Origin of the sequence: Mesorhizobium intechi (assembly GCF_002879535.1) — a bacterium.
GTDB classification, from domain to species: Bacteria; Pseudomonadota; Alphaproteobacteria; order Rhizobiales; family Rhizobiaceae; genus Mesorhizobium; species Mesorhizobium intechi.
Genome location: NZ_PNOT02000061.1, coordinates 12,743 through 36,474, shown reverse-complemented (window position 1 = coordinate 36,474; position 23,732 = coordinate 12,743). Strand labels below are relative to the sequence as shown.

The 23,732-nt window shown below is 63.9% G+C and carries 24 protein-coding genes; 15 read left to right on the top strand and 9 right to left on the bottom strand.

Annotated features, from left to right (window positions below):
• Window positions 1–113: 113 nt before the first annotated feature.
• Complete coding sequence (locus C1D09_RS05820) at window positions 114–1,373, top strand: acyltransferase family protein (protein ID WP_143973410.1); 1,260 nt, start codon at window positions 114–116, stop codon at window positions 1,371–1,373.
• Between the two features lie 205 nt (window positions 1,374–1,578).
• On the top strand, window positions 1,579–1,881 hold the full coding sequence (locus tag C1D09_RS05815; protein WP_143973409.1) for a DUF982 domain-containing protein: 303 nt from the start codon (window positions 1,579–1,581) through the stop codon (window positions 1,879–1,881).
• A 493-nt stretch (window positions 1,882–2,374) separates the two neighbouring features.
• Here C1D09_RS05815 and C1D09_RS05805 read toward each other — a convergent pair whose 3' ends face one another.
• Complete coding sequence (locus tag C1D09_RS05805) at window positions 2,375–2,611, bottom strand: DUF6894 family protein (protein ID WP_143973407.1); 237 nt, start codon at window positions 2,609–2,611, stop codon at window positions 2,375–2,377.
• A 221-nt stretch (window positions 2,612–2,832) separates the two neighbouring features.
• On the opposite strand from C1D09_RS05805, the gene C1D09_RS05800 reads away from it, so the two are divergent.
• Window positions 2,833–3,552, top strand: coding sequence for a Crp/Fnr family transcriptional regulator (locus C1D09_RS05800; RefSeq protein WP_143973406.1), 720 nt, complete (start codon window positions 2,833–2,835; stop codon window positions 3,550–3,552).
• Window positions 3,553–3,593: 41 nt separating this feature from the next.
• On the opposite strand, the gene C1D09_RS05795 is transcribed toward C1D09_RS05800, so the two are convergent.
• Complete coding sequence (locus C1D09_RS05795; protein WP_143973405.1) at window positions 3,594–4,091, bottom strand: YciE/YciF ferroxidase family protein; 498 nt, start codon at window positions 4,089–4,091, stop codon at window positions 3,594–3,596.
• 430 nt (window positions 4,092–4,521) lie between these two features.
• On the opposite strand from C1D09_RS05795, the gene kdpF reads away from it, so the two are divergent.
• The 7 genes from kdpF to C1D09_RS05760 are packed head-to-tail and all read left to right on the top strand — an operon-like array spanning window position 4,522 to window position 12,693.
• Window positions 4,522–4,611 carry a K(+)-transporting ATPase subunit F gene (gene kdpF, locus C1D09_RS05790; RefSeq protein ID WP_019861144.1) on the top strand — a complete coding sequence of 30 codons (90 nt, stop codon included), beginning with the start codon at window positions 4,522–4,524 and terminating at the stop codon, window positions 4,609–4,611.
• Window positions 4,612–4,631: 20 nt separating this feature from the next.
• Window positions 4,632–6,335: a potassium-transporting ATPase subunit KdpA gene (kdpA, locus tag C1D09_RS05785; RefSeq protein ID WP_143973404.1), complete on the top strand. Its 1,704-nt coding sequence runs from the start codon at window positions 4,632–4,634 to the stop codon at window positions 6,333–6,335.
• Window positions 6,319–6,552: a hypothetical protein gene (locus tag C1D09_RS05780; RefSeq protein ID WP_143973403.1), complete on the top strand. Its 234-nt coding sequence runs from the start codon at window positions 6,319–6,321 to the stop codon at window positions 6,550–6,552. Before kdpA ends, C1D09_RS05780 begins: the two co-directional genes overlap by 17 nt.
• Window positions 6,549–8,642: a potassium-transporting ATPase subunit KdpB gene (gene kdpB / locus C1D09_RS05775; RefSeq protein ID WP_143973402.1), complete on the top strand. Its 2,094-nt coding sequence runs from the start codon at window positions 6,549–6,551 to the stop codon at window positions 8,640–8,642. The genes C1D09_RS05780 and kdpB overlap by 4 nt, the downstream gene beginning before the upstream one ends.
• Before the next feature lie 11 nt (window positions 8,643–8,653).
• Window positions 8,654–9,217 carry a potassium-transporting ATPase subunit KdpC gene (gene kdpC / locus C1D09_RS05770; RefSeq protein WP_143973401.1) on the top strand — a complete coding sequence of 188 codons (564 nt, stop codon included), beginning with the start codon at window positions 8,654–8,656 and terminating at the stop codon, window positions 9,215–9,217.
• Between the two features lie 57 nt (window positions 9,218–9,274).
• A complete protein-coding gene (locus tag C1D09_RS05765; protein ID WP_143973400.1) occupies window positions 9,275–12,007 on the top strand; it encodes a sensor histidine kinase in 2,733 nt (910 codons plus the stop codon).
• Entirely contained in the window at window positions 12,004–12,693 is a 690-nt protein-coding gene (locus C1D09_RS05760; RefSeq protein ID WP_143973399.1) for a response regulator transcription factor, read from the top strand. Before C1D09_RS05765 ends, C1D09_RS05760 begins: the two co-directional genes overlap by 4 nt.
• A gap of 22 nt (window positions 12,694–12,715) precedes the next feature.
• On the opposite strand, the gene C1D09_RS05755 is transcribed toward C1D09_RS05760, so the two are convergent.
• The 7 genes from C1D09_RS05755 to C1D09_RS05725 form a co-directional block, all read right to left on the bottom strand.
• Window positions 12,716–14,152, bottom strand: a complete 1,437-nt coding sequence (locus C1D09_RS05755; RefSeq protein WP_143973398.1) for an MFS transporter — start codon at window positions 14,150–14,152, stop codon at window positions 12,716–12,718.
• Window positions 14,153–14,331: 179 nt separating this feature from the next.
• Window positions 14,332–14,811, bottom strand: coding sequence for a DUF992 domain-containing protein (locus tag C1D09_RS05750; protein WP_143973397.1), 480 nt, complete (start codon window positions 14,809–14,811; stop codon window positions 14,332–14,334).
• An 85-nt stretch (window positions 14,812–14,896) separates the two neighbouring features.
• Window positions 14,897–15,373: a DUF992 domain-containing protein gene (locus C1D09_RS05745; protein WP_143973396.1), complete on the bottom strand. Its 477-nt coding sequence runs from the start codon at window positions 15,371–15,373 to the stop codon at window positions 14,897–14,899.
• Window positions 15,374–15,581: 208 nt separating this feature from the next.
• Window positions 15,582–16,424: a tetratricopeptide repeat protein gene (locus C1D09_RS05740; protein ID WP_143973395.1), complete on the bottom strand. Its 843-nt coding sequence runs from the start codon at window positions 16,422–16,424 to the stop codon at window positions 15,582–15,584.
• Window positions 16,425–16,567: 143 nt separating this feature from the next.
• A complete protein-coding gene (rpsU, locus tag C1D09_RS05735; RefSeq protein WP_010911429.1) occupies window positions 16,568–16,834 on the bottom strand; it encodes a 30S ribosomal protein S21 in 267 nt (88 codons plus the stop codon).
• A 176-nt stretch (window positions 16,835–17,010) separates the two neighbouring features.
• Window positions 17,011–17,397, bottom strand: coding sequence for an SET domain-containing protein (locus C1D09_RS05730; RefSeq protein ID WP_143973394.1), 387 nt, complete (start codon window positions 17,395–17,397; stop codon window positions 17,011–17,013).
• Window positions 17,398–17,632: 235 nt separating this feature from the next.
• Complete coding sequence (locus tag C1D09_RS05725; RefSeq protein WP_143973393.1) at window positions 17,633–18,001, bottom strand: YrdB family protein; 369 nt, start codon at window positions 17,999–18,001, stop codon at window positions 17,633–17,635.
• Between the two features lie 217 nt (window positions 18,002–18,218).
• Between C1D09_RS05725 and C1D09_RS05720 the strand changes: the two genes are divergently transcribed.
• From C1D09_RS05720 to C1D09_RS05700, 5 genes are all read left to right on the top strand, one after another.
• Window positions 18,219–19,472, top strand: coding sequence for a sarcosine oxidase subunit beta (locus C1D09_RS05720; protein ID WP_023778582.1), 1,254 nt, complete (start codon window positions 18,219–18,221; stop codon window positions 19,470–19,472).
• Window positions 19,473–19,536: 64 nt separating this feature from the next.
• Entirely contained in the window at window positions 19,537–19,833 is a 297-nt protein-coding gene (locus C1D09_RS05715; RefSeq protein WP_143973392.1) for a sarcosine oxidase subunit delta, read from the top strand.
• Window positions 19,830–22,823 (top strand): sarcosine oxidase subunit alpha, encoded by a 2,994-nt coding sequence (locus C1D09_RS05710; protein WP_143973391.1) that lies wholly within the window; start codon window positions 19,830–19,832, stop codon window positions 22,821–22,823. Before C1D09_RS05715 ends, C1D09_RS05710 begins: the two co-directional genes overlap by 4 nt.
• Window positions 22,816–23,400: a sarcosine oxidase subunit gamma gene (locus tag C1D09_RS05705; protein ID WP_143973390.1), complete on the top strand. Its 585-nt coding sequence runs from the start codon at window positions 22,816–22,818 to the stop codon at window positions 23,398–23,400. Before C1D09_RS05710 ends, C1D09_RS05705 begins: the two co-directional genes overlap by 8 nt.
• 58 nt (window positions 23,401–23,458) lie before the next feature.
• Window positions 23,459–23,689 carry a hypothetical protein gene (locus C1D09_RS05700; RefSeq protein ID WP_143973389.1) on the top strand — a complete coding sequence of 77 codons (231 nt, stop codon included), beginning with the start codon at window positions 23,459–23,461 and terminating at the stop codon, window positions 23,687–23,689.
• Window positions 23,690–23,732: the final 43 nt, after the last annotated feature.

The window sequence follows — 23,732 nt, the reverse complement described above, 5'->3', positions numbered from 1 at the left end:
GGCCAATGATTGTTCGGTTGGCGGATGGCGGCGAGCGCTTGTGCGGGCTCTGGGAGAGGTTGCATAGTCCAACAAGGCGACTCAGCGCGCTTTGCGCATCGCTCGGAGCAATCGTGATTGGACTTTATGACATATGGCCCGCGTTTGTGGTCGTCGCGCTGCTTTGGCCGCTTGCGGGCATGCCGCTGTTTCAGCGGGTAGGTTTCGGATCGAACTCCTCCAGGGTGCGGGCAATAGACGGAATGCGCGGGTATCTGGCGCTTGCCGTCGTGCTTCACCATGCCGTCATCTACCATGAAATGCTGGCGACCGGCGCATGGAAATATCCGCCTTCGGCTTTCTATGGCCCACTGGGACAGGTGGGCGTATCCTTGTTCTTCATCATCTCCGCCTATCTGTTCTGGGGGAAACTGCTGTCGGCAAAGTCCTCCGTGGATTTTCCGACCCTGTTCCTCAAGCGAGCCTTCAGGATCGGGCCGCTCTATGTTCTGGCCGTCGGCACGGCGATGGCTTTGGAAGTCGCCGATGGAGCGATCGACTATTCGGCCTTCGCGACTTACGAGCGGGCTTTTTTCAATCTGCTGTTCGGTGTCTTCGGCTATGTCCCGCTTTCGAGTTCCCGCGTCTGCGTATTGGCCTGCGTAACCTGGACCTTGCCCTATGAATGGCTGTTGTATTTCAGCCTGCCGATCGCTGCGATATTCAGTCGGCATCCGGTGGCCCGCATGGGTTTGCCAGTCGTCCTCCTGGCTTTTTCAATTCTTATGTCAGTGAACGGCGGCAGCCCCACCTACGGCTTTGTGGGACTTTTCGCGGGCGGAATGTTGTGCGCAACGCTTGAAGCGCACGGCCTGCTGGTCAAGTGGCATCGGCATGCCTTGTCCGCCGCCGCCCTGGTGATGCTGGTCAGCATCTTCGCCGTCTATAAGACTGCCTACGCGCCGGGGCCGATGCTGCTGTGCATTTTCACCTTCTTCCTGGTGGTGACGGGCGCTGATTTCTTTGGTCTGCTGACGGCCTCCCGCTCAGTGCGGCTGGGCGAGATCAGCTTTGGCATCTATCTCCTGCAGGGGCTTGCCTTCGTCTCGACATTCTCCATCGCCCCGGTGCGCAGCTTCGCCATGGACAACGCCGCCCAATATTGGCTCGTGATGTTGATTGCGATGGTGCTTCTGGTCCTCATGGCGCTGGTCGCGCACCTTGTGATCGAAAAGCCGGGCGTCTCGCTGGGAAACCGTCTCGCGGCAGTTCTTCGCCTGTCGACGCAGCGCGAGGTGCGTGAGGCGGCACCCACTGACGCAGCGCAGCCCTGGCGTATCCGGGAGGTTTCACAGGACAGTCTGCAGGTCGCGCATAACGCCCAGGAGCGATGATTTCCGGGCCATTTGAGCGCTGATTGGCCTGGGCTGGCGTGAACGATGGGTTGTGCGGGCATGGCGATCAGGGCACGACCGCCGCATTGTTCATATGAAAGCCCACGGCCCGGAACCTCTTGGCCCGCAGCGCGTTTCACGGCGTCCCGTTCGTGGACCAGCCCGGATATTTCTCCTGGCGCTGCTGCAATCAGGAGCCTGCTTCATGCACGACAAGCTGTTTCATTCACCGGTCGCTCTGACCGTCGGCCTCGGCTTCAAGCGCGAGATTGCCTCGCTGGCCGAAATGCACGATTTCCTGACCGATTGGACGACCTCGCGCCGTGGCCCGCTCTATCGCAATGCCGTCGAGGCGTGTGGCCTCGCGCTGGAAGGCTGTATCACCAGGGACGAGGCGCGCCATGCACTCGTCGAGTTCGCAGAAGCGACCGGCATTCTGTGGCCCGACCTCGAGCCGGTCATCGTGGCGCGCGCCGTCGCGCGCGGCTATGGCGGCTACGCCGCCTGAGTCTAAGGCCGCCTCCCATCGTGGCGGCTAACGCCGCCACCATCGAAAGCCCGGCTTGGACTTCCCGAGCCGGGCTTTCGCTTTGCTGCAACGATGACGGGATCGCCGTTGTTCACCAATGATGTTTTCCCCCGGTGCAGGCGATCAACCCGCCGAAGGCGCACGCCGACGCGTCCGCTTGGGCCTCGTCGGAACGGGCTCTTGCGATGACTGCGCTGCGAGACGCAACTCTCTCAGCCTGGCTGTCTTCTCTTCGCGGGCCGCCCGCTCGGCATCGATCACGATCTGCGATTCACGCTTGGCACGCTCGTCGCGCTGGGTGTCGACTTTTGCACGGACCATGTGCTGCTACTCCATTACGAGCCGGCGTTGGTTTGGAACAAATCGCCGCCTCCATCATCTTCCGGCCCCGCATGGTGCAGCGTCGCGGCGGGTGCGGCGATTACAAATGATGGTTGGAACGCTTTTTCATGATGTTCCGGATAGAGAGATGTCAGTCACACCAACCTGACGAGACGACGAGCGACGCCTCGAATATCTGGTGTCCCTCCTCGTCGCGTACCTTGACGGTGATGGCGGTGTGGCCGTTTTCGATGATCTCGTCGCGGACGATGTCAGGCAGAATGCGGATCGCTTCGCGCCGCATGCGCTCTCTCGTCTCGAAGACCTGGCCGTCATCATCGACCGTCAGACCGTCCCCATTGTAGAGGTCAAGATAATATCGAGGCATGATGTGCTGAACCTCAGACTGATGAAAGGGCGAGATATTCAACCGACAATTCGCGGACCACGCAGTGGTTCCATCAAAGGTGGCAGTTGCGGCGGAACAAGCAGCCCCAACAAATGTTAATGCCTATCAGCGGCAAAAGGCTTAGAGCAGCCGAAGCCGCCTTTGCTTCCGACAGAACATAATGCCGATCGGCTGCCGAAGTCCTTTCGCCGGAGATTGCGGTGCTTGAATCCCTCTATCTGAACCTGGGACAGCATGACGCGCTGTCAGACGCCGAGAAGGCGCTGCTCGCGGGCGCGATGACGTTCGAGAGGCATTTCGCCACCGGCCAGGACATCGTCGCATCGGGATCGCGGCCGACCTATTCGACGCTGATCCTCGACGGGCTGGCGGCGCGCTACAAGGTGCTGGAGAATGGCGGCAGGCAGTTCACCTCATTGCAGGTGTCCGGCGATTTCGTCGATCTCCACGCTTTCCTGCTGAAGACCATGGATCACGGCATCGTCGCTCTGTCGCCCTGTCATGTCATGTTCGCGGACCATAGCCGGCTTCGCGCGATCACCGAGCAGGCGCCGCACCTGACGCGGCTGTTGTGGCTGGACACGCTGGTCGACGGGGCCATCCACCGCGAGTGGATCGTCGCCATGGGGCGGCGCTCCAAGACCTCGCATCTCGCCCATCTCGTCTGTGAACTCTTCGTGCGGCTGCAGGTGGTGCAGCGGACCAACGGCATGAGTTTCCACCTGCCGCTCTCTCAGGCTGAACTGGCCGATGTGCTGGGCCTGTCGGTGGTACACATGAACCGGGTCATCGGCGCCTTGCGCAAGGTCGGGGTCGTCAGCTGGGCAAACCACACGGTGACCATTCTGGATTGGCACCGGTTGCAGGAAATCGCCGAGTTCGATCCGACCTATCTCAGCATGACGCGGGAGCCGCGCTAGCTTATTCCAGACGCAGCTCCCCGATCCTGTGAGCGAGAAATTCAAGCCGCTTCGGCTGCTACGTTGACCGCGGTCTCCGCTATCTTGGTCAGGGCCTCGTCCGTGGCCTTCTCTTCCTTCATTGTTGCTTCGAGAAGCGTCACCGCTTCGTTCAGGCCGAGTTCCCCGGCCCATGTCCTCAGCGTGCCGTAACGCGAGATTTCGTAATGCTCGACCGCCTGCGCGGCTGCCAGCAGGCCGGCATCGAGCGCGGGAGATTGCTTGTACTCCTCCATGATCTCGGCGCCTTCCTCGGTGATGCCCATGATGGCGGCACAGGTCTTGCCCACCGGCTTCTTGCCGATTACGCCGAAGACTTTCTCCAGCCTCGCGACATGGCCTTCGGTTTCGGTGCGATGCTTTTCGAAGGCGGCTTTCAACTCGGCGCTTTGCGCTGCCTTGGCCATTTTCGGCAGCGTCGCCAATATCTTCTTCTCGGCGAAATAGATGTCTTTCAGCGTGTCATGAAACAGGTCTTCGAGCATTTTCTGCTTTGCCATCGTCGTCTCCTTCAGGTGGTCCCTCGGGTCGACAATCTCCCGCGGAATGATTCGTTCCCTCCGCGTCGCATGGCGTGGTCGAGCGATCCAATCCGATAAATCCTCGTCGGGACGCCGTCTCACCCGACACCGACGAGCCGGCAAAAAACCTTTATGAAATTCCTATTTCTTTCCGCCCCGCGCCGTCTCGAACCTTTATGGGGATCGGGTCCATATTCCGCATGGGAAAAACGTCGGACGCCGCCATTCGGAATGCGGCGCGCCGTTCTCACATAATTGCAGGCCTGGTCCGGCAGCTGCCGAATAGAAAAACCAAAGCAAGGAACAAGCACAATGGACATCATTGTTCTCGGGATAGGGGTTTTGTTTTTTACCCTGTCCTTGGCCTACGTCAAAGCCTGCGACAGAATTTGAGCTGAAGGTTCGAGCCATGCTTTTCGATTACATCCTCGGCGGCGGCGTAACCTTGTTCCTGCTCGCCTACCTCACATACGCCCTCGTTCGTCCAGAACGATTCTGAAGGCACGGAAAGCCACAGCCATGACACTGAACGGTTGGATACAGATCCTTGTCTTCTGCGGGATCATCGTTTTGCTGACGAAGCCGCTTGGCTTCTACATGCACCGCGTCTTCAACGGCGATCGCACGCCGCTTTCACCGATCTTCGGCCCGCTCGAGCGCGGGCTCTACCGCATTTGCGGCACCAGCGAACGCGAGGAACAGCACTGGACCGCCTATGCGGTGGCCTTGCTGCTCTTCAACCTTGCCGGGTTCCTGCTGCTTTATGCCCTGCAGCGCCTGCAGGGCAGTCTGCCCTACAATCCCGCCGGCATGGGCGCGGTCGATCCGGCGCTTGCCTTCAACACCGCCGCCAGTTTCGTGACCAACACCAACTGGCAGAACTACGGCGGCGAAAGCACGATGTCCTATCTCCTGCAGATGGCCGGGCTGACGGTCCAGAACTTCGTTTCGGCGGCCACCGGCATCGCCATCGCCATCGCACTGATCCGCGGTTTTGCCCGTGCCTCCGGCAAATCGATCGGCAATTTCTGGGTCGATATGACCCGCTGCGCGCTCTACGTGCTCCTGCCTGCCTGCATCGTGCTCACCCTGGTATTTGTCTGGCTCGGCATACCGCAGACGCTTGGACCTTACGTCGACGCCACCACGCTGGAAGGCACCAAGCAGACGATCGCGCTTGGCCCGGTCGCCTCGCAGGTGGCCATCAAGATGCTCGGCACCAATGGCGGCGGCTTCTTCAATGCCAATGCCGCGCATCCGTTCGAGAATCCCGACGCCATCTCCAACCTGATCCAGATGGTGACAATCTTCGCGCTGGGTGCTGCGCTGACCAACGTCTTCGGCCGCATGGTCGGCAACCAGCGCCAGGGCTGGGCGATCCTGGCATCGATGGGCGCGCTGTTCATCGCCGGCGTCGCCATCTGCTACTGGGCGGAGGCCGCGGGCAATCCGCTGATCCATGCGCTGGGCATCGACGGCGGCAACATGGAAGGCAAGGAAACCCGCTTCGGCATCGCTCTGTCGGCGCTGTTCGCCGTCATCACGACGGCCGCTTCCTGCGGTGCGGTCAACGCCATGCATGACAGCTTCACCGCGCTCGGCGGCATGATCCCGCTGATCAACATGCAGCTTGGCGAGGTCATCGTCGGCGGCGTCGGCGCCGGCTTCTACGGCATCCTGATGTTCATCGTCGTCGCGGTCTTCGTCGCCGGCCTGATGGTTGGCCGCACGCCCGAATATCTCGGCAAGAAGATCGAAGCCAAGGAGGTCAAGATGGCGATGCTGGCCATCCTGTGCCTGCCGCTCGCCATGCTGATCTTCACGGCGATCGCCGTTGTCCTGCCGAGCGCCGTGGCCTCGATGGCCAATGGCGGTCCGCACGGCTTCTCCGAGGTGCTCTACGCCTACACGTCGGCGGCGGCGAACAACGGTTCGGCCTTTGGCGGCCTCAGCGGCAACACGCCCTGGTACAACATCACCATCGGCATCGGCATGTTGATGGGCCGCTTCCTGGTCATCATCCCGGCGCTCGCCATCGCCGGCTCGCTGGCGGCGAAGAAGACCGTGCCGGCTTCGGCCGGCACCTTCCCGACCGATGGGCCGCTGTTCGTCGGGCTGCTGATCGGTGTCATCATCATCGTCGGCGGCCTCACCTTCTTCCCCGCGCTCGCCGTCGGGCCGATCATCGAGCACCTGGCGATGATCCATGGGCAAACCTTCTGAGGCGGCCATGTCCTTGTTCAGCAGCAAGCATCGCAAGGCCAGGCCGCCGGCCGGCAGCGAGGGGGAGGCAAAGCCTCCTCCCTTCCCGACCGTGTCCACGTTCCTGGGGATTGCGGCCGTTATGATCGTGATCTGGCTGCTGGTCTACGGCCCACCCTTTTCGGCATCCAATCACGCGGTGCCGCCCAACAACACTGAAGCCGGAGCTTCAAAATGAGCCAGCTAAAATCAACCGCCATCTTGGATGCCCGCATCCTGTGGCCCGCCATTGGCGGTGCCTTCCGCAAACTCGACCCGCGCACGCTGGCCCGCAACCCCGTCATGTTCGTCGTCGCCGTCGTTTCGGCGCTGACGTCGGTGCTGTTCGTCAGGGACCTCATCACAGGCGGCGGCGACCTGCGCTTCACGTTGCAGATCATCATCTGGCTGTGGTTCACGGTGCTGTTCGCCAATTTCGCCGAGGCGGTCGCCGAGGGGCGCGGCAAGGCGCAAGCGGACTCGCTGCGCAAGGCGCGCACCGAAACCCAGGCCAAGCTCCTGGCCGGCGAGGACAGGAGCAAGTTCAAGCTCGTGCCCGGCACCAGCCTGAAGGTCGGCGACATCGTCCTTGTCGAAGCCGGTGACATCATCCCGTCCGACGGCGAGGTGGTGGAAGGTGTGGCCTCGGTCAACGAGGCGGCCATAACAGGCGAATCTGCGCCGGTGATCCGCGAATCCGGCGGCGACCGTTCGGCGGTGACCGGCGGCACGCAGGTGCTGTCCGACTGGATCCGCGTGCGCATCACCGCCGCTGCCGGCCACACTTTCCTCGATCGCATGATTTCGCTGGTCGAAGGCGCCGAGCGCCAGAAGACGCCGAACGAGATCGCGCTCAACATCCTGCTCGTCGGCATGACGCTGATCTTCGTGCTGGCCACGGCCACCATCCCGAGCTTTGCGTCCTATTCCGGCGGCTACATCTCGGTGACGGTGCTCGTCGCGCTGTTTGTCACCCTGATCCCGACCACCATCGGCGCGCTGCTGTCGGCCATCGGCATCGCCGGCATGGACCGCCTGGTGCGCTTCAATGTGCTGGCGATGTCTGGCCGTGCCGTCGAGGCCGCGGGCGACGTCGACACGCTGCTGCTCGACAAGACCGGCACGATCACGCTCGGCAACCGCCAGGCGACGGAGTTCCGCCCGGTCAAGGGCGTCACCGAACAGGAACTGGCCGATGCGGCGCAACTCGCCTCGCTTGCCGACGAAACGCCGGAGGGCCGTTCGATCGTCGTGCTGGCCAAGGAGAAATACGGCATCCGCGCCCGCGACATGGCGACATTGCACGCCACCTTCGTGCCCTTCACCGCGCAGACCCGCATGAGTGGCGTCGATGTCGACGGCTCGTCGGTGCGCAAGGGGGCGGTCGATTCCGTGCTCGCCCATGTCAACCAGTCGACGGTTGCCGCCCACGGCGCTCGCCCAAGCAGCGACTCGGTTCGGGACCTGCAGGCGATCGCCGACGAGGTCGCCAAGTCCGGCGGCACGCCGCTGGCGGTCGAACGTGACGGGCGGCTGCTCGGCATCGTCCACCTTAAGGACATCGTCAAGGGCGGCATCCGCGAGCGTTTCGCCGAGCTGCGCAAGATGGGTATCCGCACGGTGATGATCACCGGCGACAACCCTTTGACGGCCGCCGCCATCGCGGCGGAAGCCGGCGTCGATGACTTCCTGGCCCAGGCCACGCCCGAGGACAAGCTCAAGCTGATCCGCGACGAGCAGGCCAAAGGCAAGCTGGTCGCCATGTGCGGCGACGGCACCAACGATGCGCCGGCGCTCGCGCAGGCCGATGTCGGGGTCGCCATGAACACCGGCACGGTCGCCGCGCGCGAAGCCGGCAACATGGTCGATCTTGACAGCGATCCGACCAAGCTCATCGAGATCGTCGAGATCGGCAAGGCGCTGTTGATGACGCGTGGCTCGCTGACCACCTTCTCGATCGCCAATGACGTGGCCAAGTACTTCGCCATCATCCCGGCCATGTTCGCCGTCTTCTATGTCGCACCGGGCCAGACCACCGGTCCGCTGCAGGCGCTCAACATCATGCATCTGGCGACGCCGCAGAGCGCCATCCTGTCGGCCATCATCTTCAACGCGCTCATCATCATCGCGCTGATCCCGCTGTCGCTGCGCGGCGTCAAATACCGGGCGATCGGCGCCGGCGCGCTGCTCAGCCGCAACCTTCTCGTCTACGGCCTGGGCGGCATCATCGTGCCGTTCGTCGGCATCAAGATAATCGACATGGCCGTCACGGCCCTTGGCCTTGCATAAGGATCATTCCGATGCTCAAGCAAATCAGACCCGCGATCATCATGATCGTTTTCTTCACCGTGCTGACCGGCCTGATCTATCCCCTGGGGATGACCGGCATCGCCCAGGCGCTGTTCCCGCGCCAGGCCAATGGGAGCCTGATCGAGAAGGACGGCAAGGTCATCGGCTCCGAGCTGATCGGCCAGGCCTTCGCCAGCGACAAGTATTTCCATGGCAGGCCGTCGGCGGCCGGCAATGGCTACGACGCAACCGCCTCCGGCGGCACCAACCTCGGCCCGACCAACCCCAAGCTGATCGAGCGCATCAAAGGCGATGCCGAGAAGCTGAAAGCGGAGAACCCGAATGCGCCCGTGCCGATCGACATGGTGACGACGTCCGGCAGCGGCCTCGATCCGCAGATCAGCCCGGAGGCCGCCTATTTCCAGGTTCCGCGCGTCGCCAAGGCCAGGGGCATCGACGAAGCCAAGGTCAAAGCGCTTGTCGACGGCCAGGTCGAGGGCAGGGAGCTCGGCTTCATGGGCGAGCCGGTGGTCAACGTGCTGGCCCTCAATCTGGCGTTGGACGCCGCTAAATAGTTGATGGCGAGGCCCGGGGATCGACAGCATCCCCGGACCTCGCCATGATCGATCCTGATGCCGGAAGACAGAAGCAACGAAAACAGACCTTCTCCCGACGCGCTGCTCGAGCATGCCGAGCGGGAGGGACGCGGCCGTCTGCGGATATTCCTCGGCGCGGCACCCGGTGTCGGCAAAACCTACGAAATGCTGATGTCGGGCCGTGCCAGGCTGGCCGACGGCATCGATGTGGTGATCGGCGTCGTCGAGACCCATGGCCGCAAGGAAACCCAGGCCCTGGTCGAGGGCTATGAAGTCATCCCGCGCCGCAAGGTCGACTACAAGGGGCGCATCCTCGACGAGATGGATATCGACGCCATCCTTGCCCGGCGCCCGGCGCTAGTTCTCGTCGATGAACTCGCCCACACCAACGCGCCCGGCAGCCGCCACCCCAAGCGCTATCTCGACGTCCAGGAGATCCTGGCGCGTGGCATCGACGTCTACACGACGCTCAACGTCCAGCATGTCGAAAGCCTGAACGACGTCGTCGCGCAGATTACGCGGGTCAGGGTGCGCGAGACGGTTCCCGATTCCATCATTGACCAGGCCGATGACGTCGAAATCATCGATCTTACGCCCGACGACCTGATCAAGCGGCTGGAAGAGGGAAAGGTCTATTTCCCAAACACCGCGCAGCGCGCCATCGAGAACTATTTCTCGTCAGGCAACCTGACGGCGCTGCGCGAACTGGCGCTGCGCCGCACCGCCCAGCGTGTCGACGAGCAGCTGCTCAACCACATGCAGTCCCATGCCATCCAGGGTCCCTGGGCCGCGGGCGAGCGGGTGCTGGTCTGCGTCGACCCACGCCCGGGGGGTGCTGCCCGCATCCGCTACGCACGCAGGCTGGCCGATCGGCTCCGCGCGCCATGGACGGCGCTGCATGTCGATACGCCTCGTTCGGCCGTCATGTCCGAGGAAGACAAGGACAGGCTCGCCACGCTCATGCGCCTTGCCGAGCAGCTCGGAGCCGAGGTGACGACCATTCCCGGCCAGAATGTCGCGCAAGACATCGTGCGCCATGCGACGGCGAACAATTTCACCCATATCGTGGTCGGCAGGCCGACGCGGTCGCGCTGGCGCGAATTGATCGAGGGTTCGCTCACCTACGATCTGATCCGCAATGCCGGCGACATCAGCGTGCATGTCATTTCGGGGACCGAGCGGGATGCCGAGGCAAATTCGCGACGGGTCAAGGCGGCGGCCGAGCAGAAGCAGTTCCAGATCTGGCCCTATCTGCTCGCCACGACCTATGTCGCGGGGTCATTGGCCGTCAGCGCTGTCCTCGACCAGTTTCTCGACGTCCGCAATCTGGCCATCGTCTTTCTCTTGGGGGTTTTGACGTCGGCGGTGGCCGGCGGCCTTTGGCCGGCGCTCTATGCCTGTTTCCTCAGTGCCCTTGCCTTCAACTATTTCTTCCTCGAGCCGCGCTACACGCTGACCATTCGCGATCCCGAGAGCATCGTCGCGCTCGCCGTCTTCCTTGCCGTCGCGGTCATCGCCAGCAATCTCGCCGCGCGCATGCAGCGCCAGGCTGTCGCCGCCCGCTCGCGGGCACGGGCCACCGAGGACATCTACCTCTTCTCCAAGAAGCTCGCCGGCGCCGGCACGCTCGACGATGTGCTGTGGGCCACCGCCTTTCAGATCGCCTCCATGCTGAAGCTGCGCGTGGTGCTGCTTCTGCCGGAGAACGGCACCATCACCGTCAAGGCCGGCTATCCGCCCGACGACACGCTGGCCGAGGCCGATATCGCGGCCGCACGCTGGGCCTGGGAGCACAACCGCGCCGCGGGGCGCGGCGCTGACACGCTGCCCGGCGCCAAGCGTCTCTATCTGCCCTTGCGCACAGGCCGCACCGCGATCGGTGTCGTCGGCCTCGACAATGACAAGCAGGGTCCGCTGCTGACGCCCGAGCAACAGCGCCTGCTCGACGCGCTGGCCGACCAGGCGGCGGTGGCGATCGAACGCGTCCAGCTCGTCGCCGATGTCGACCGCGCCAAGCTGGCGGCCGAAGCCGACCGGCTGCGCTCGGCCTTGCTGACCTCGATTTCGCATGATCTGAAAACGCCGCTCTCGGCCATCATGGGAGCGGCCGGTACGCTCAAGGAATTCGCACCTGATCTGCCCGAGCAGGACCGGGCGGAGCTTCTATCGACGGTGATCGACGAATCGGAGCGACTGAACCGCTTCATCGCCAATCTGCTCGACATGACCAAGATCGAATCCGGGGCAATGGAGCCGAACTATGCCCTGCATTTTGTCGGCGATGTCGTCGGCACGGCGCTCAACCGTGCCCGCAAGATCACCAGCGAACACAAGATCGAGGTCGATATTCCGCCCGACCTGCCGATGCTGAAGCTCGATCCCGTGCTGTTCGAACAGGTTCTGTTCAACCTTCTCGACAATGCATCGAAATATTCGCCGCCCGGCTCGACGATCCGCGTGCAGGGATGGACCGACAATGGATCCATTATGGTGCAGATCATGGATGAAGGGCCTGGCATCCCGGCGCAGGACCTCGAACGCGTGTTCGACACTTTCTACCGGGTTCGCAAGGGCGATCAGGTCCGCGCCGGCACCGGGCTCGGCCTGTCGATCTGCCGCGGCTTTGTCGAATCTATGGGCGGCACGATCTCGGCCGCCAACCGGACCGACCGCCCCGGTGCCGCCTTCACCATCAGGATGCCGGTGCCGACAGAAGCGCCCGATATCGACAATCGCGGCGAAGACGCCAGCATGGATCAGCTTCGATGACAAATCTGAATGTCAGGATACTGGTCGTCGATGACGAGCCGCCGATCCGCAAGCTGCTTCGGGTCGGCCTTGGCAGCCAGGGCTATGCAATCAGCGAGGCGCCGAACGCCAAGGTGGCGATCGAACTGATGGAACAGGAAAAGCCGGACCTGGTGCTGCTCGATCTCGGCCTGCCCGGCATGGGCGGCCATGAGCTGCTGCGCACATGGCGCGACGAGGGTCTCGACATTCCCGTCGTCATCCTCTCCAGCCGAACCGACGAAGCCGGCATCGTCCAGGCTCTGGAACTCGGCGCCGACGACTATGTCACCAAGCCGTTCGGTATGAACGAACTGGTGGCGCGCATCCGCGTGGCGCTGCGGCACAAGTTCCAGAAACAAGGCGAGAAGCCGGTTTTCCAGAGCGGCGACCTCAGCGTCGATCTGGTCAAGCGCATCATCAAGGTCGAAGGCAAGGACGTAAAGCTGTCGCCGAAGGAATACGACATATTGCGCATCCTGGTGCAGCATGCCGGCAAGGTGCTGACCCACCATTTCATCCTGAAGCAGATCTGGGGCGATACGACCGACGTGCAATATCTCAGGGTCTATGTGCGGCAGCTCAGGCAAAAAATCGAAAAGACGCCCGACCAGCCGCGCTACATCACCACCGAGACCGGTGTCGGCTATCGGTTGCGTGTCGATTGAGACAGCTCGAATTGAACCCGCGTCAGCTGACGGCTTCCAGCGGCCGAGTTGCGGCGACCGACGTCCGCAAGGCGGCGAGGCAGCCGAGGATGCCAAGCGGGACGAAGGCAAGGAACAGCCAGCTCGCGACATTGGCCGCCGCGTCGTGGTTCAAGCCTTGCGAGAAGCCGCTGGCATTGGCGACAATGCCGGCAAGGGCGGCCCCCACGGCATAGCCGATGCGCTGCATGGTCGGAACCGCGGCCGAGGCGATGGTCTGTTCGTCGTCCGGGGCGGAGGCGACGATGACGCGGGTCAGGAACGGCCAGGCAATGCCGAAGCCGCCGCCCTGCAGCAAGGCGCAGATCAGGATCAGCGGGATCGAGCCCAGCGGTATCGTATAGGCGAAGCCGGCGATGCCCGCCGCGATCATCAGCGCGCCGGTGACAATGATCAGCCGTTCACGCTGCGGCGGCGCGTTGGCGACGAGGATCGACAGGATCGACCAGGCGATCGATTCGGCGGCGATGATATAGCCCGTGGTCAGCAGCGGGATGTCGTGCAGGCTGGTCAAAAGCAGCGGCCCGTAGACGCCGAAGGAGCAGGTGGCGACGGAAAAGGCGGCGACCATGGTCATGCCGGCACCGACCGGAGTGCGCCACGAAAACAGCCGCGCCGGGAACAGCCGCGAGCGCGGCTTCAGCGCGTCGATGGCGAAAAACAGCGCGAGCCCGGCGAGGCCCAGCACGATCAGCAGCGAGGAGCGCAGCAGGGCGATGTCGACGCCGGCCGAGGCGATCAGCACGACGGCGACGGCAAGGCAGGCGAGGGCGGCGAACGGGAAAGGCGGGGCCTTGCCGGCGCTCGTGCTGGGCTTCTTCGCCTCCGGCGTGTTCAGCACAAGGAAGCTTGCCAGCGCCATGGCGGTGCCGCCGAGGGTGAAGACGCCGAAGGCCCAGCGCCACGACAGGAATTCGGTCATGATCGCGCCCAGCAACGGGCCGCTGAACGCCGCGACGCCCCAGATCGCCGACATGATGCCGAAGAGCTGCGGCCAGATGGCGCGCGAAAACAGCCGCTCGACCGAGACGAAGGCAAGCGACACCAGCGCGCCGCCGCCCAGCCCCTCGATCAGCCGGCCGGCGAGGAACAACTGCATGGAAGGCGAGGTGGCGCAGATCAGCGCGCCGGCGGCGTAGAGCAGGGCCGCGACCACCATATTGGTGCGCAACGGCACGTAGCTCACCAGCCGCCCCGCGGCAGCGCCAGCGACGATGGCGCCGAGTTCGTAGATCGCCAATGACCAGCCGACGAGCTGCACCCCGGCCAGTTCGCCGACCATGGCCGGCATGACGGTTGCCACCATTGTCTCGTTGGTGGCGTGCAGCAAGATGCCGAGGCTGATGAAGCAGAAGCGCGCCAGGTCGCCGTTCGCCCACAATGCGCGCCAGTCGACCCTGTTCGTACCGATTTCAGTCATGTCCACCCCATGCTTTGCATATCGCGATGCCGGCCCACGGCACCAGAAGCCAGCAAGGCTTTCCGGCAGGACCATGCGCGGCAATAGCGCCGGATAGCGTGCCCATCGGCGTGCCGGTCCGGTCGGACTGGGCTTGTAGGACCTCAACCGCGGTTGAGCTCAAGCGGTTTTTCAAGAAATCAGTTCTCGGTGCTGCGCAACTGGAACTGGCTGACGCCGATGGCGAGATTGATGCCGGTCTGCGTCTGCAGGCTGAGCGGCTGAAGGGTGAAGGCCTGCGAGGAGCCGCCGACCAGGAGATTGGCGCCGGCGCCGACGGCCGCCGTCACCTCGGCGCTGGCGCCGATATAGTCGCCCGCCAGCGCACCCGGCGCGTAGATGTTCTTCAGCGGCGTCAGCACCAGCCAACGCATCACCGCCTGTTTTGTCGTGCCGATGTCTAGGCCGTATTTGTTGACGGCGCCGAAATAGGCCTCCGGCGCGAAGCTCTTGTCGGTCGGGGTGAAGGTGCAGCTCAGATCCTTGGTCGAGCCGAAGATGAAGCCGGTGCCGCCGCCAATGGCGCATTCAAGGGTACCGAGTTCGACGCCTCGGTCCTGCGCCTGCGCCTGTGCCGCGCCGAGCACGAGTGCAATCACGGCAGCGGCTGTCTTCGGCATGTCGTTCCCCTCAAATCAAACGGCGCGGAACCATCCTATATGGTTCCGCGCCGCAAGGTAGAGAGGAGCGCGTGGCTCCGTTCGATCACTTCAGCGAATGGATCAGCTGAAGCGAGGTCACGGCCACTGCAAGGTTGACGCCGGTCTGCGCCTGGACGCTGAGCGGCTCCAGCATGAAGGCGCCGTCGAAGCCGCCGACCAGCAGGTTGGCACCGCCGCCGGTGACGACGCTCGCCTCGGCATTCACGCCATAATAGCTGCCGGCAAGGTCGCCCGCATCGCGGTCACGGGTCGCGGCCAGAACCGCCCAGACGAGCTGGCCCTGATGCGTCTGGCCGAGATCCACGCCGATCTTGGAGATGACGCCGGTGTAAATCTCCGACGGGCCGTGGTGGTAGGGACGGAAGACGCAGGACACCCCCTTGTTCGAGGCGACGATGTAGGCGGTGCCGCCGTCGATGGTGCAGTCGAGCGTGCCGAGCTGCAGCTTTCCGGCGCTGGCCGGAGCGGTAGCGAATACGGTCGTTGCAAGGGCGGCGGCGCAGACGAGTTTCTTGATCATGGGAGGGTCCTTTCGCAAATCGCTTGGATTAACGGCTTTAGTGACCAGACCGTTCCGCTGAAAACTTGGCGCGATCAAGGCAAGGGTTAACGGCCTGGTGCGGGGGTTAACGCGCGGTCGCCGGATCGGCGGCGATCTTCGGCGCGACGTGTCCTTTCGGACACGCCGACGTCCCCACAATGTTTAGCCGGACATGCTAAAGCCGATATCAGCTGACGCGGGCGAGGCCGTCCTTGGCCGGCTGGTAGTTGGGATTGAGGCGTACAGCTTCCTTATAGGATTTCGCCGCCTTCGCCTTGTCGCCGCGCCGCTCGTAGATGAGCGCCTGGTTGGCCCAGGCCTCGGCGTTCTGGCCGTCGAGCTTGATGGCCATGTTGAAATCGGAGAAGGCGTTGTCCTCGTCGCCCGTCGCCAGATAGGAAAGGCCACGGCCGTTGTAGGGCTCGGCGGCATCCGGCGCCAGCGAGATGGCGGTCGAGAAATCCTCGATGGCGAATTTATGCTGGCCCTGGCTTTGATAGATCAGGCCGCGATTGTGGTAGGCACGGGCGTCCGTCGTGTCGAGCTGGATCGCCTTCTGGAAGTCGTTGAAGGCATCCTGGGTGCGGCCCGCCTTGCGGTAGAGATTGCCGCGGCCGATATAGGCGGCGTCATAGTTGCCGTTTATCTGGATCGACTTGTTGTAGTCGTCGAGCGCGGCCGCCTGATTGCCGAGGAAGCGCTGGATGAGCGCCCGGTTGGAATAGGCCTGGTAGAAATTCGGATTGAGCTGGATGGCCTGGTTGAAGTCCTTGAGCGCCGCCTGATACTGGCCGCCGCGGCCATAGGCCGAGCCGCGCACATTGTAACCTTCGGGATCCTGGGGATTGCGCTGGATGACAGCCGACAGCGAGGAGATATTTTCGCTCGACCCCTGCGCCTTGTCGATGTTGTTGAACTCGCCGGTCGGGCCCGATGTCTGGCAGCCGGCCAGCACCAATCCGGAAAGCAGGGCCGCCGTCAGGGCGAAACCACGCAATGCGGCCCCGCGCTCCACGCTTATTGCGTTCATGTCTGCCCTGTCCTCACTTCATGCGCGTCGTTCAGGTCCGGATCCCCCCTCCGGGCCGGGTCACAATCAAAATAAAAAGGTGGCGGCGATTCCGCATCGCGCCACCTTGGTATCCTTCGAAAAGGACGAAATATTGGCGATAATCAGCGCGGCGGACGCGCTGCGCCAGCAGCACCACCGGCGGCCACCGGACGCGGCGTCATCGGCAGCAGGCCTTCGCGCTGGGCGCGCTTGCGGGCCAGCTTGCGGGCGCGGCGCACGGCCTCCGCCTTTTCGCGGGCGCGCTTCTCGGAAGGCTTCTCGTAGTGACCGCGCATCTTCATTTCGCGGAAAATGCCTTCGCGCTGCATCTTCTTCTTAAGCGCGCGAAGCGCCTGATCAACGTTATTGTCGCGGACGAGTACCTGCACGGGCAATCCTGTCTTTCGGGTTTGATATCAACAGGCAAGTAGCCATAGCCACTAGCCTCCGCGGCGGTCGACACCACGAATTGTGGCGGCTGATAGCAGAATCAGGCCGCGCTGTCCACAGTGGAAATGCAGGACGGCAGCCAAATTGCCACGCTCGCCCCGAGATAAGGCGCCAACTATGTCGTGGCCAGGTGCAGCCGCTCGAAATCCTCGAAGAATTCGCCGTAGTCGCAAGTCATCTCTTCGCCGGCGGCGATGTCGCGGGTCGCGGTCGCGCCGCCATATTGCGAAAAATCGGTGTTCGGGGTCGCCGAATGGTTCATGAAGCGGCCATTGTCGACCTCATAGACCATGAAGCCTGGCCGATCCGGGCTCGGATAGGCATAGCGGTCGAGCAGTTCCTTCAGAGGCTGGGGTGCAGCCTCGTATTTGTCCATCGGGATGAGCCGGTCGAAATCCGGGTCGAGGCGCCAGATCGAGGCGCCCTTCCGGATAGGCTCCGCGGCGAACATGCCGACTCCCTCGATTGCGCTCGCGGCCACATAGGTTCGGACCAGCATCATGATTTCGGGACCCGTTTCGACACGAAACGGAATCGCCAAATCGCGCGGAAAAAGCAAGACCGGGTGCCTGCGGCAAAGCGGCGAACCGGCCTGTTCGCCGTAAAAAACTTCACGTCCGGTTGATCGAGACGCCGCCGTCGGCGAACAGCGCGGTTTCGCCAGCGATCGGGATGCTCGGTCGCAGATGCGGCGGGGAGGAACCGCCCGATCCCTGCGAAGGCAGCGTTGACTTGACCTACTGCTTCAGCAGCCAGCCTAGCCGGTCGAGCGAACATGCGTAGCTGATGGCAATGAGCAGGGCGACGACGATGCCCGTGGCCATGTGACCCGCGACATAGAATCCGGCAGCGCCGCCGAACAGGATGACCAGTTCGAGCGCCAGCCGCACCGTGCCCGGAACCGGCACCGGTGCGCGGCCCGACCGGCTTGGGTCGTTGAGCACCGCGAAAGTACCCCACAGCACGGCCGCGATGATCGGCAAGGCCAAAGCCAGGGCCCAGCGCCACCATCCCTCGGAAAGGTGCCAGCCGGCAATGCCGAGGCCAAGCAGGGCGGCAAGCTCCAGCAGGAAGCGCAAGGTCAGATTCCACCACGCATTGCCCATATCGGTTCTCCAGAATCGCGCGACGGACAATGTGGCTGAAGGCAGCCGCGGCAACCAGCCCTGATGGTCTTTCTCGTCGTGGCGCAAAACGGCAAGCGCCGTCGCAAACAGCGCAAGGGTGGCAGCGTCGTTTCGCTAGTGATACACCTCGCGCGCCGGGGCCGAGTGAACGCCCTGCCGCCATATGCCATGCCGTTTTGGCGCGAGGGTTGCGACGTTGAAAAAATATTCGGTATTCGCCATCGCCCGCGAGGCCATGCGCGGCCACAAGGGTTGGGAGGAGCAGTGGTCCTCGCCGGAGCCCAAGAAGGAATATGACGTCATCATCGTCGGCGCCGGTGGCCATGGTCTGGCCACCGCCTATTATCTGGCCACGGTGCATGGCATCACCAATGTCGCGGTGCTTGAAAAGGGCTGGCTCGGCGGCGGCAACACCGGGCGCAACACCACCATCATCCGCTCCAACTATCTCTATGACGAAAGCGCCGGCATCTACGACCATGCGCTGAAGCTCTGGGACGGGCTCAGCCAGGAGCTCAACTACAACGTCATGTATTCGGCGCGCGGCGTGATGATGCTGGCGCACAATGTGCACGACATCCAGGTGCTGAAGCGCCATGTCCACGCCAACCGGCTTAACGGCATCGACAATGAATGGCTGTCGCCGGAGCAGGCGAAGGAATTCTGCCCGCCGCTCAACATCTCACGGGATGCGCGCTATCCGGTGGTCGGTGCGGCGCTGCAGCGGCGCGGCGGCACGGCGCGCCATGACGCCGTCGCCTGGGGCTATGCGCGCGGCGCCTCGGCGCGCGGCGTCCACATCATCCAGAATTGCGAGGTCACCGGCGTCAAGCGGGCCGCCAACGGCGCAGTCATGGGCGTCGACACGACGCGCGGCTTCATCGGCGCCAAGAAGGTCGGCGTGGTCGCCGCCGGCCATTCCTCGGTCATCATGAACATGGCCGGCGTGCGCATGCCGCTGGAAAGCTATCCACTGCAGGCGCTGGTGTCGGAGCCGGTGAAGCCCGTGGTGCCATGCGTGGTCATGTCCAACACCGTGCACGCCTATATCTCGCAGTCCGACAAGGGCGAGCTGGTGATCGGCGCCGGCACCGACCAATATGTCTCGTATTCGCAGACGGGCGGCCTGCACATATTGCAGCATACGCTCGATGCCATCTGCGAGATGTTCCCGATCTTCACGCGCATGAAGATGCTGCGCTCGTGGGGCGGCATCGTCGACGTGACGCCCGACCGCTCGCCGATCCTGGCCAAGACACCCGTGCCCGGCCTCTACGTCAATTGCGGATGGGGCACGGGCGGCTTCAAGGCGACGCCGGGTTCGGGCCACGTCTTTGCCCACACCATCGCCAAGGACGATCCGCATCCGATCAACGCGCCCTTCACCATCGAGCGCTTCCGCACCGGCCGGCTCATCGACGAGGCGGCGGCGGCGGCGGTGGCGCACTAATGGCTGCCGAGAGGCTTTGCGAGCAACCGGCCATCGGCCACGGCGAATTGTAGGAACAAACAGAATGCTTCTCATCCGCTGCCCCTATTGCGAGGAAGAGCGCCCGGAGCTCGAATTCCGCAACGCCGGCGAGGCGCATATTGCGCGCTCGGCCAACATGTCAGGCGAGAGCGACGACGATTTCGAGAAGTTCTTCTTCATCCGCTCCAATCCCAAGGGCATCATCTATGAGCGCTGGCGGCACATGCATGGCTGCGCGCGCTTCTTCAACGCGGTGCGTGACACCGTCACCGACAAGTTCGTCATGACCTACAAGGCCGGCGAACCCAAACCCGCCAAGCTCCCGGGAGTTGCCAAATGAGCGGCGCGTTCCGCATCCCGAGAGCCGGTCGCCTCAGCCAGGCCAAAACCGCGCGGTTCAGCTTCGACGGCCAGTCCTACACCGGCATAGAAGGCGATACGCTGGCGTCCGCGCTGCTTGCCAATGGCGTGCATCTGGTCGGCCGCTCGTTCAAGTACCACCGGCCGCGCGGCTTCCTGTCGGCCGGCGCGGAAGAGCCCAACGCGCTGGTGCAGATCGTACGCGACGACGCGCGCAAGACGCCGAATGTGCGCGCCACCGTGCAGGAGCTCTATGACGGGCTCGCCGCCAATTCGCAGAACCGCTGGCCGTCGCTGTCCTTCGATGTCGGCGCGGTCAACGACCTGGCATCGCCGATGTTTTCCGCCGGCTTCTATTATAAGACCTTCATGTGGCCGAAGGCGGCCTGGAAAAGCCTCTACGAACCCAAGATCCGCGAAGCCGCCGGCCTTGGCGTTTCGCCCGACAAGCCCGATCCCGACCATTATTCGTCGCGCTACGCGCATTGCGACGTTCTGGTGTTGGGCGGCGGTGCCGCCGGCATCGCGGCGGCCTTGGCTGCGGCCGAGACCGGCGTGCGCGTCATCCTCGCCGACGAGCAGGCCGAGTTCGGCGGCAGCCTGCGGTTCGAGACGGGTGCCAGGATCGACGGCCAGGACGGTTTTGCCTGGGCACAAGCGGCAATCGCCAGGCTGGGCGCCATGGACAATGTCCGCGTGCTGTCGCGCACCACGGCTTTTGGCTATTACGCGCAGAATTTCGTCGGCCTGGTCGAGCGCGTCGGCGACCATTTGAAGGCTCCTGGGCACGACTTGCCGCGCGAGCGGCTGTGGCAGGTGCGGGCCAAGCGCGTCGTGCTGGCCTCGGGCGCCATCGAACGGCACATGGTGTTCGCCAACAATGATCGGCCGGGCATTATGCTGGCGGGCGCCGCGCGCACCTTCCTCAACCATTATGGCGTGGCGGTCGGCAGGAATGTCGGCGTCTATACGGCCAATGACTCGGCTTACGCCGCGGCGATCGATCTGAAAAAGGCCGGCGTCAACATCGCGGCGATCGTCGATCTGCGCGACAACCCGACCGGTCCGGTGATCGACGAGGCGCGGGCGCTCGGCATCGAGATCAATTTCGGCCGCGCGGTGATCCGCGCCGGCGGCAAATTGCGCGTGTCCTCCATGACCGTGCAGCCGAAGAATGGCGGCGGCGAGCGCACCATTTCCGTTGATGCCATCCTGATGTCGGCCGGCTGGACGCCGTCGGTGCATCTGTTCTCGCAGTCGCGCGGCAAGGTCGCCTTCAACGACGAGACCAAGCGCTTCGTGCCCGGCACCTATGCGCAGGATTGCGTTTCCGTCGGTGCCTGCAATGGCACGGACGGCTTGTCGGCGTCGGTGGACGAGGCCTATGCGGCGGGCGCCAAGGCCGCCAGGGATTCCGGCGCGAAGAGCGCCAAGGGCGTGAAGCCGAAGGTCGACGCCTCGGAAAGCTGGTCGCGCGGCATGCTGGGCGCCGCGCCCGGCGCCGGGCCGGACACGACGGTGAAGGCCTTCGTCGACTTCCAGAACGACGTCACCGCCAAGGACATCCGCCAGGCGGTGCATGAGGGCATGCGCTCCATCGAGCACGTCAAGCGCTTCACCACCAACGGCATGGCGACCGACCAGGGCAAGACCTCCAACATGCACGGTTTGGCGATCGCCGCGGAGACGCTGGGCAAGCCGATCCCCGAGGTCGGCCTGACGACTTTCCGCGCGCCCTACACGCCGGTCACCTTCGGCGCGATCGTCAGCCATGCGCGTGGGCCGCTTTTCGACCCGACGCGCAAGACGGCGACGCATCCGTGGGCCGAGGCGCAAGGCGCGGTCTTCGAGGATGTCGGCCAGTGGAAGCGCGCCTGGTATTTCCCGAAAGCCGGCGAGGACATGCATGCCGCGGTCGACCGCGAATGCGTCGCGGTCCGCACGACGGCCGGCCTGTTCGACGCCTCGACGCTCGGCAAGATCGAAGTGGTCGGTCCGGATGCGGCCAAGTTCATGGAACTGCTTTACACCAATCCATGGGAGAAGCTGGAGCCCGGCCGCTGCCGCTATGGCATCATGCTGCGCGAGGACGGCTTCATCTATGATGACGGCGTCGTCGGCCGACTGGCGCCGGACCGCTTCCATGTGACGACGACGACGGGCGGCGCGCCGCGCGTCATGAACCATATGGAAGACTATCTCCAGACCGAGTTCCCGCATCTGAATGTCTGGCTGACCTCGATCACAGAACAGTGGGCGGTCATCGCGGTGCAGGGACCGAAATCGCGCGACATCATCGCGCCGCTGGTTGAAGGCATCGACATGTCCGACGAAGCGCTGCCGCACATGTCGGTGCGCGAAGGCAAGATCTGCGGCGTGCCGACAAGGCTGTTCCGCATGTCGTTCACCGGCGAGCGCGGCTTCGAGGTCAATGTGCCGGCCGATTACGGCCAGGCTGTCTGGGAAGCGCTTTGGGCCGAAGGCCAGAAGCACGGCGCCACCGCTTACGGCACGGAGTCCATGCACGTGCTGCGCGCCGAGAAGGGCTACATCATCGTCGGCCAGGATACGGACGGCACGGTGACGCCGAACGATGCCGGCCTCGACTGGGCGGTCGGCAAGAAGAAGTCCGACTTCGTCGGCATCCGCGGCATGGCGCGGCCGGACCTGGTCGCCAAGGGCCGCAAGCAACTGGTCGGTCTCAAGACCAAGGACCCGAAGGTGGTGCTGGAGGAAGGCGCGCAGATCGTCGAGGATCCGAAGCAGGCAATCCCGATGAAGATGATCGGCCACGTGACGTCCAGCTACTGGTCGCAGAATTGCGGCCGTTCGATCGCGCTGGCGCTGGTTGCCGGCGGCCGCGACCGGATGGGCGATACGCTCTACGTGCCGATGCCCAACGGGGTAATCGAAGTGGAGGTTACCGGCATGGTGTTCTTCGACGAGACGGGAGGCCGCCTCAATGGCTAAGGCTGCTGCAAAGAAGACGGCCGCGGCCGCATCGCCATCGGTCGACCGCCGTCCGGCATTGGCTGGACGGACCACGACGGCGACTGGCGTGAAGGTTGAAGTGCTGCCGCCTGCCGAGCGCATCTCGTTGCGCGCGCCGGAGGCTTCCGTCGCGGCGCTGTCGAAGGCGCTTGGCCTGACCTTGCCGAAGAAGCCGAAGACTTCCGCGTCGAAGGGCGGGCGCACCGTTTTGTGGCTCGGCCCCGACGAGTGGCTTGTCATCGACGAGGGTGGAAACGATCCGCTCGCCGACTGTGCGACGGTCACCGAGCTGCATTCGGCTGTCGGCATCTCACACCGCAATGTCGCGATCTCCGTCACCGGTCCGGCGGCGGAAGCCACGATCAATTCGGGCTGCCCGCAGGACCTGTCGCTCGACGCCTTCCCGGCGGGCGCGGCTTCGCGCACCATCCTCGGCAAGGCGGAGATCGTGCTGTTGCGCACGGCGGACGACGCCTTCCGTGTCGAGTGCTGGCGTTCGTTCTCGGACTATGTCTTTACTTTCCTGTCCGAGGGAGCCCGCGACGCGGCTGGCTGACCCGGAACGTTTTGCCGCCCGCGTTCGTTGTGCGGCAGCAGGTCGAGGGAGAAGTTCGATGCCGTCGAAGTCCGCGCCGAAGTCGCCACTCAAAAAGACGGCGGCCGTACGCTCGCTTGAGCACCAGCAACACGAAGCGTCGAGCGTGGAAGAGGAACTCGAGGAGGGCCTCGAGGACACCTTTCCGGCCAGCGATCCGGTGTCCATCACCAGTTCGGCGATCCCCGGCGCGCCCGCCAAGCCGGGCAAGGCCAAGACCGTTCCTGGTCGAAAAACCCGCAAACCCTGATTTCCCGTTATTTTGGTCGAAGGCATCTTCACAAGACCTCGGC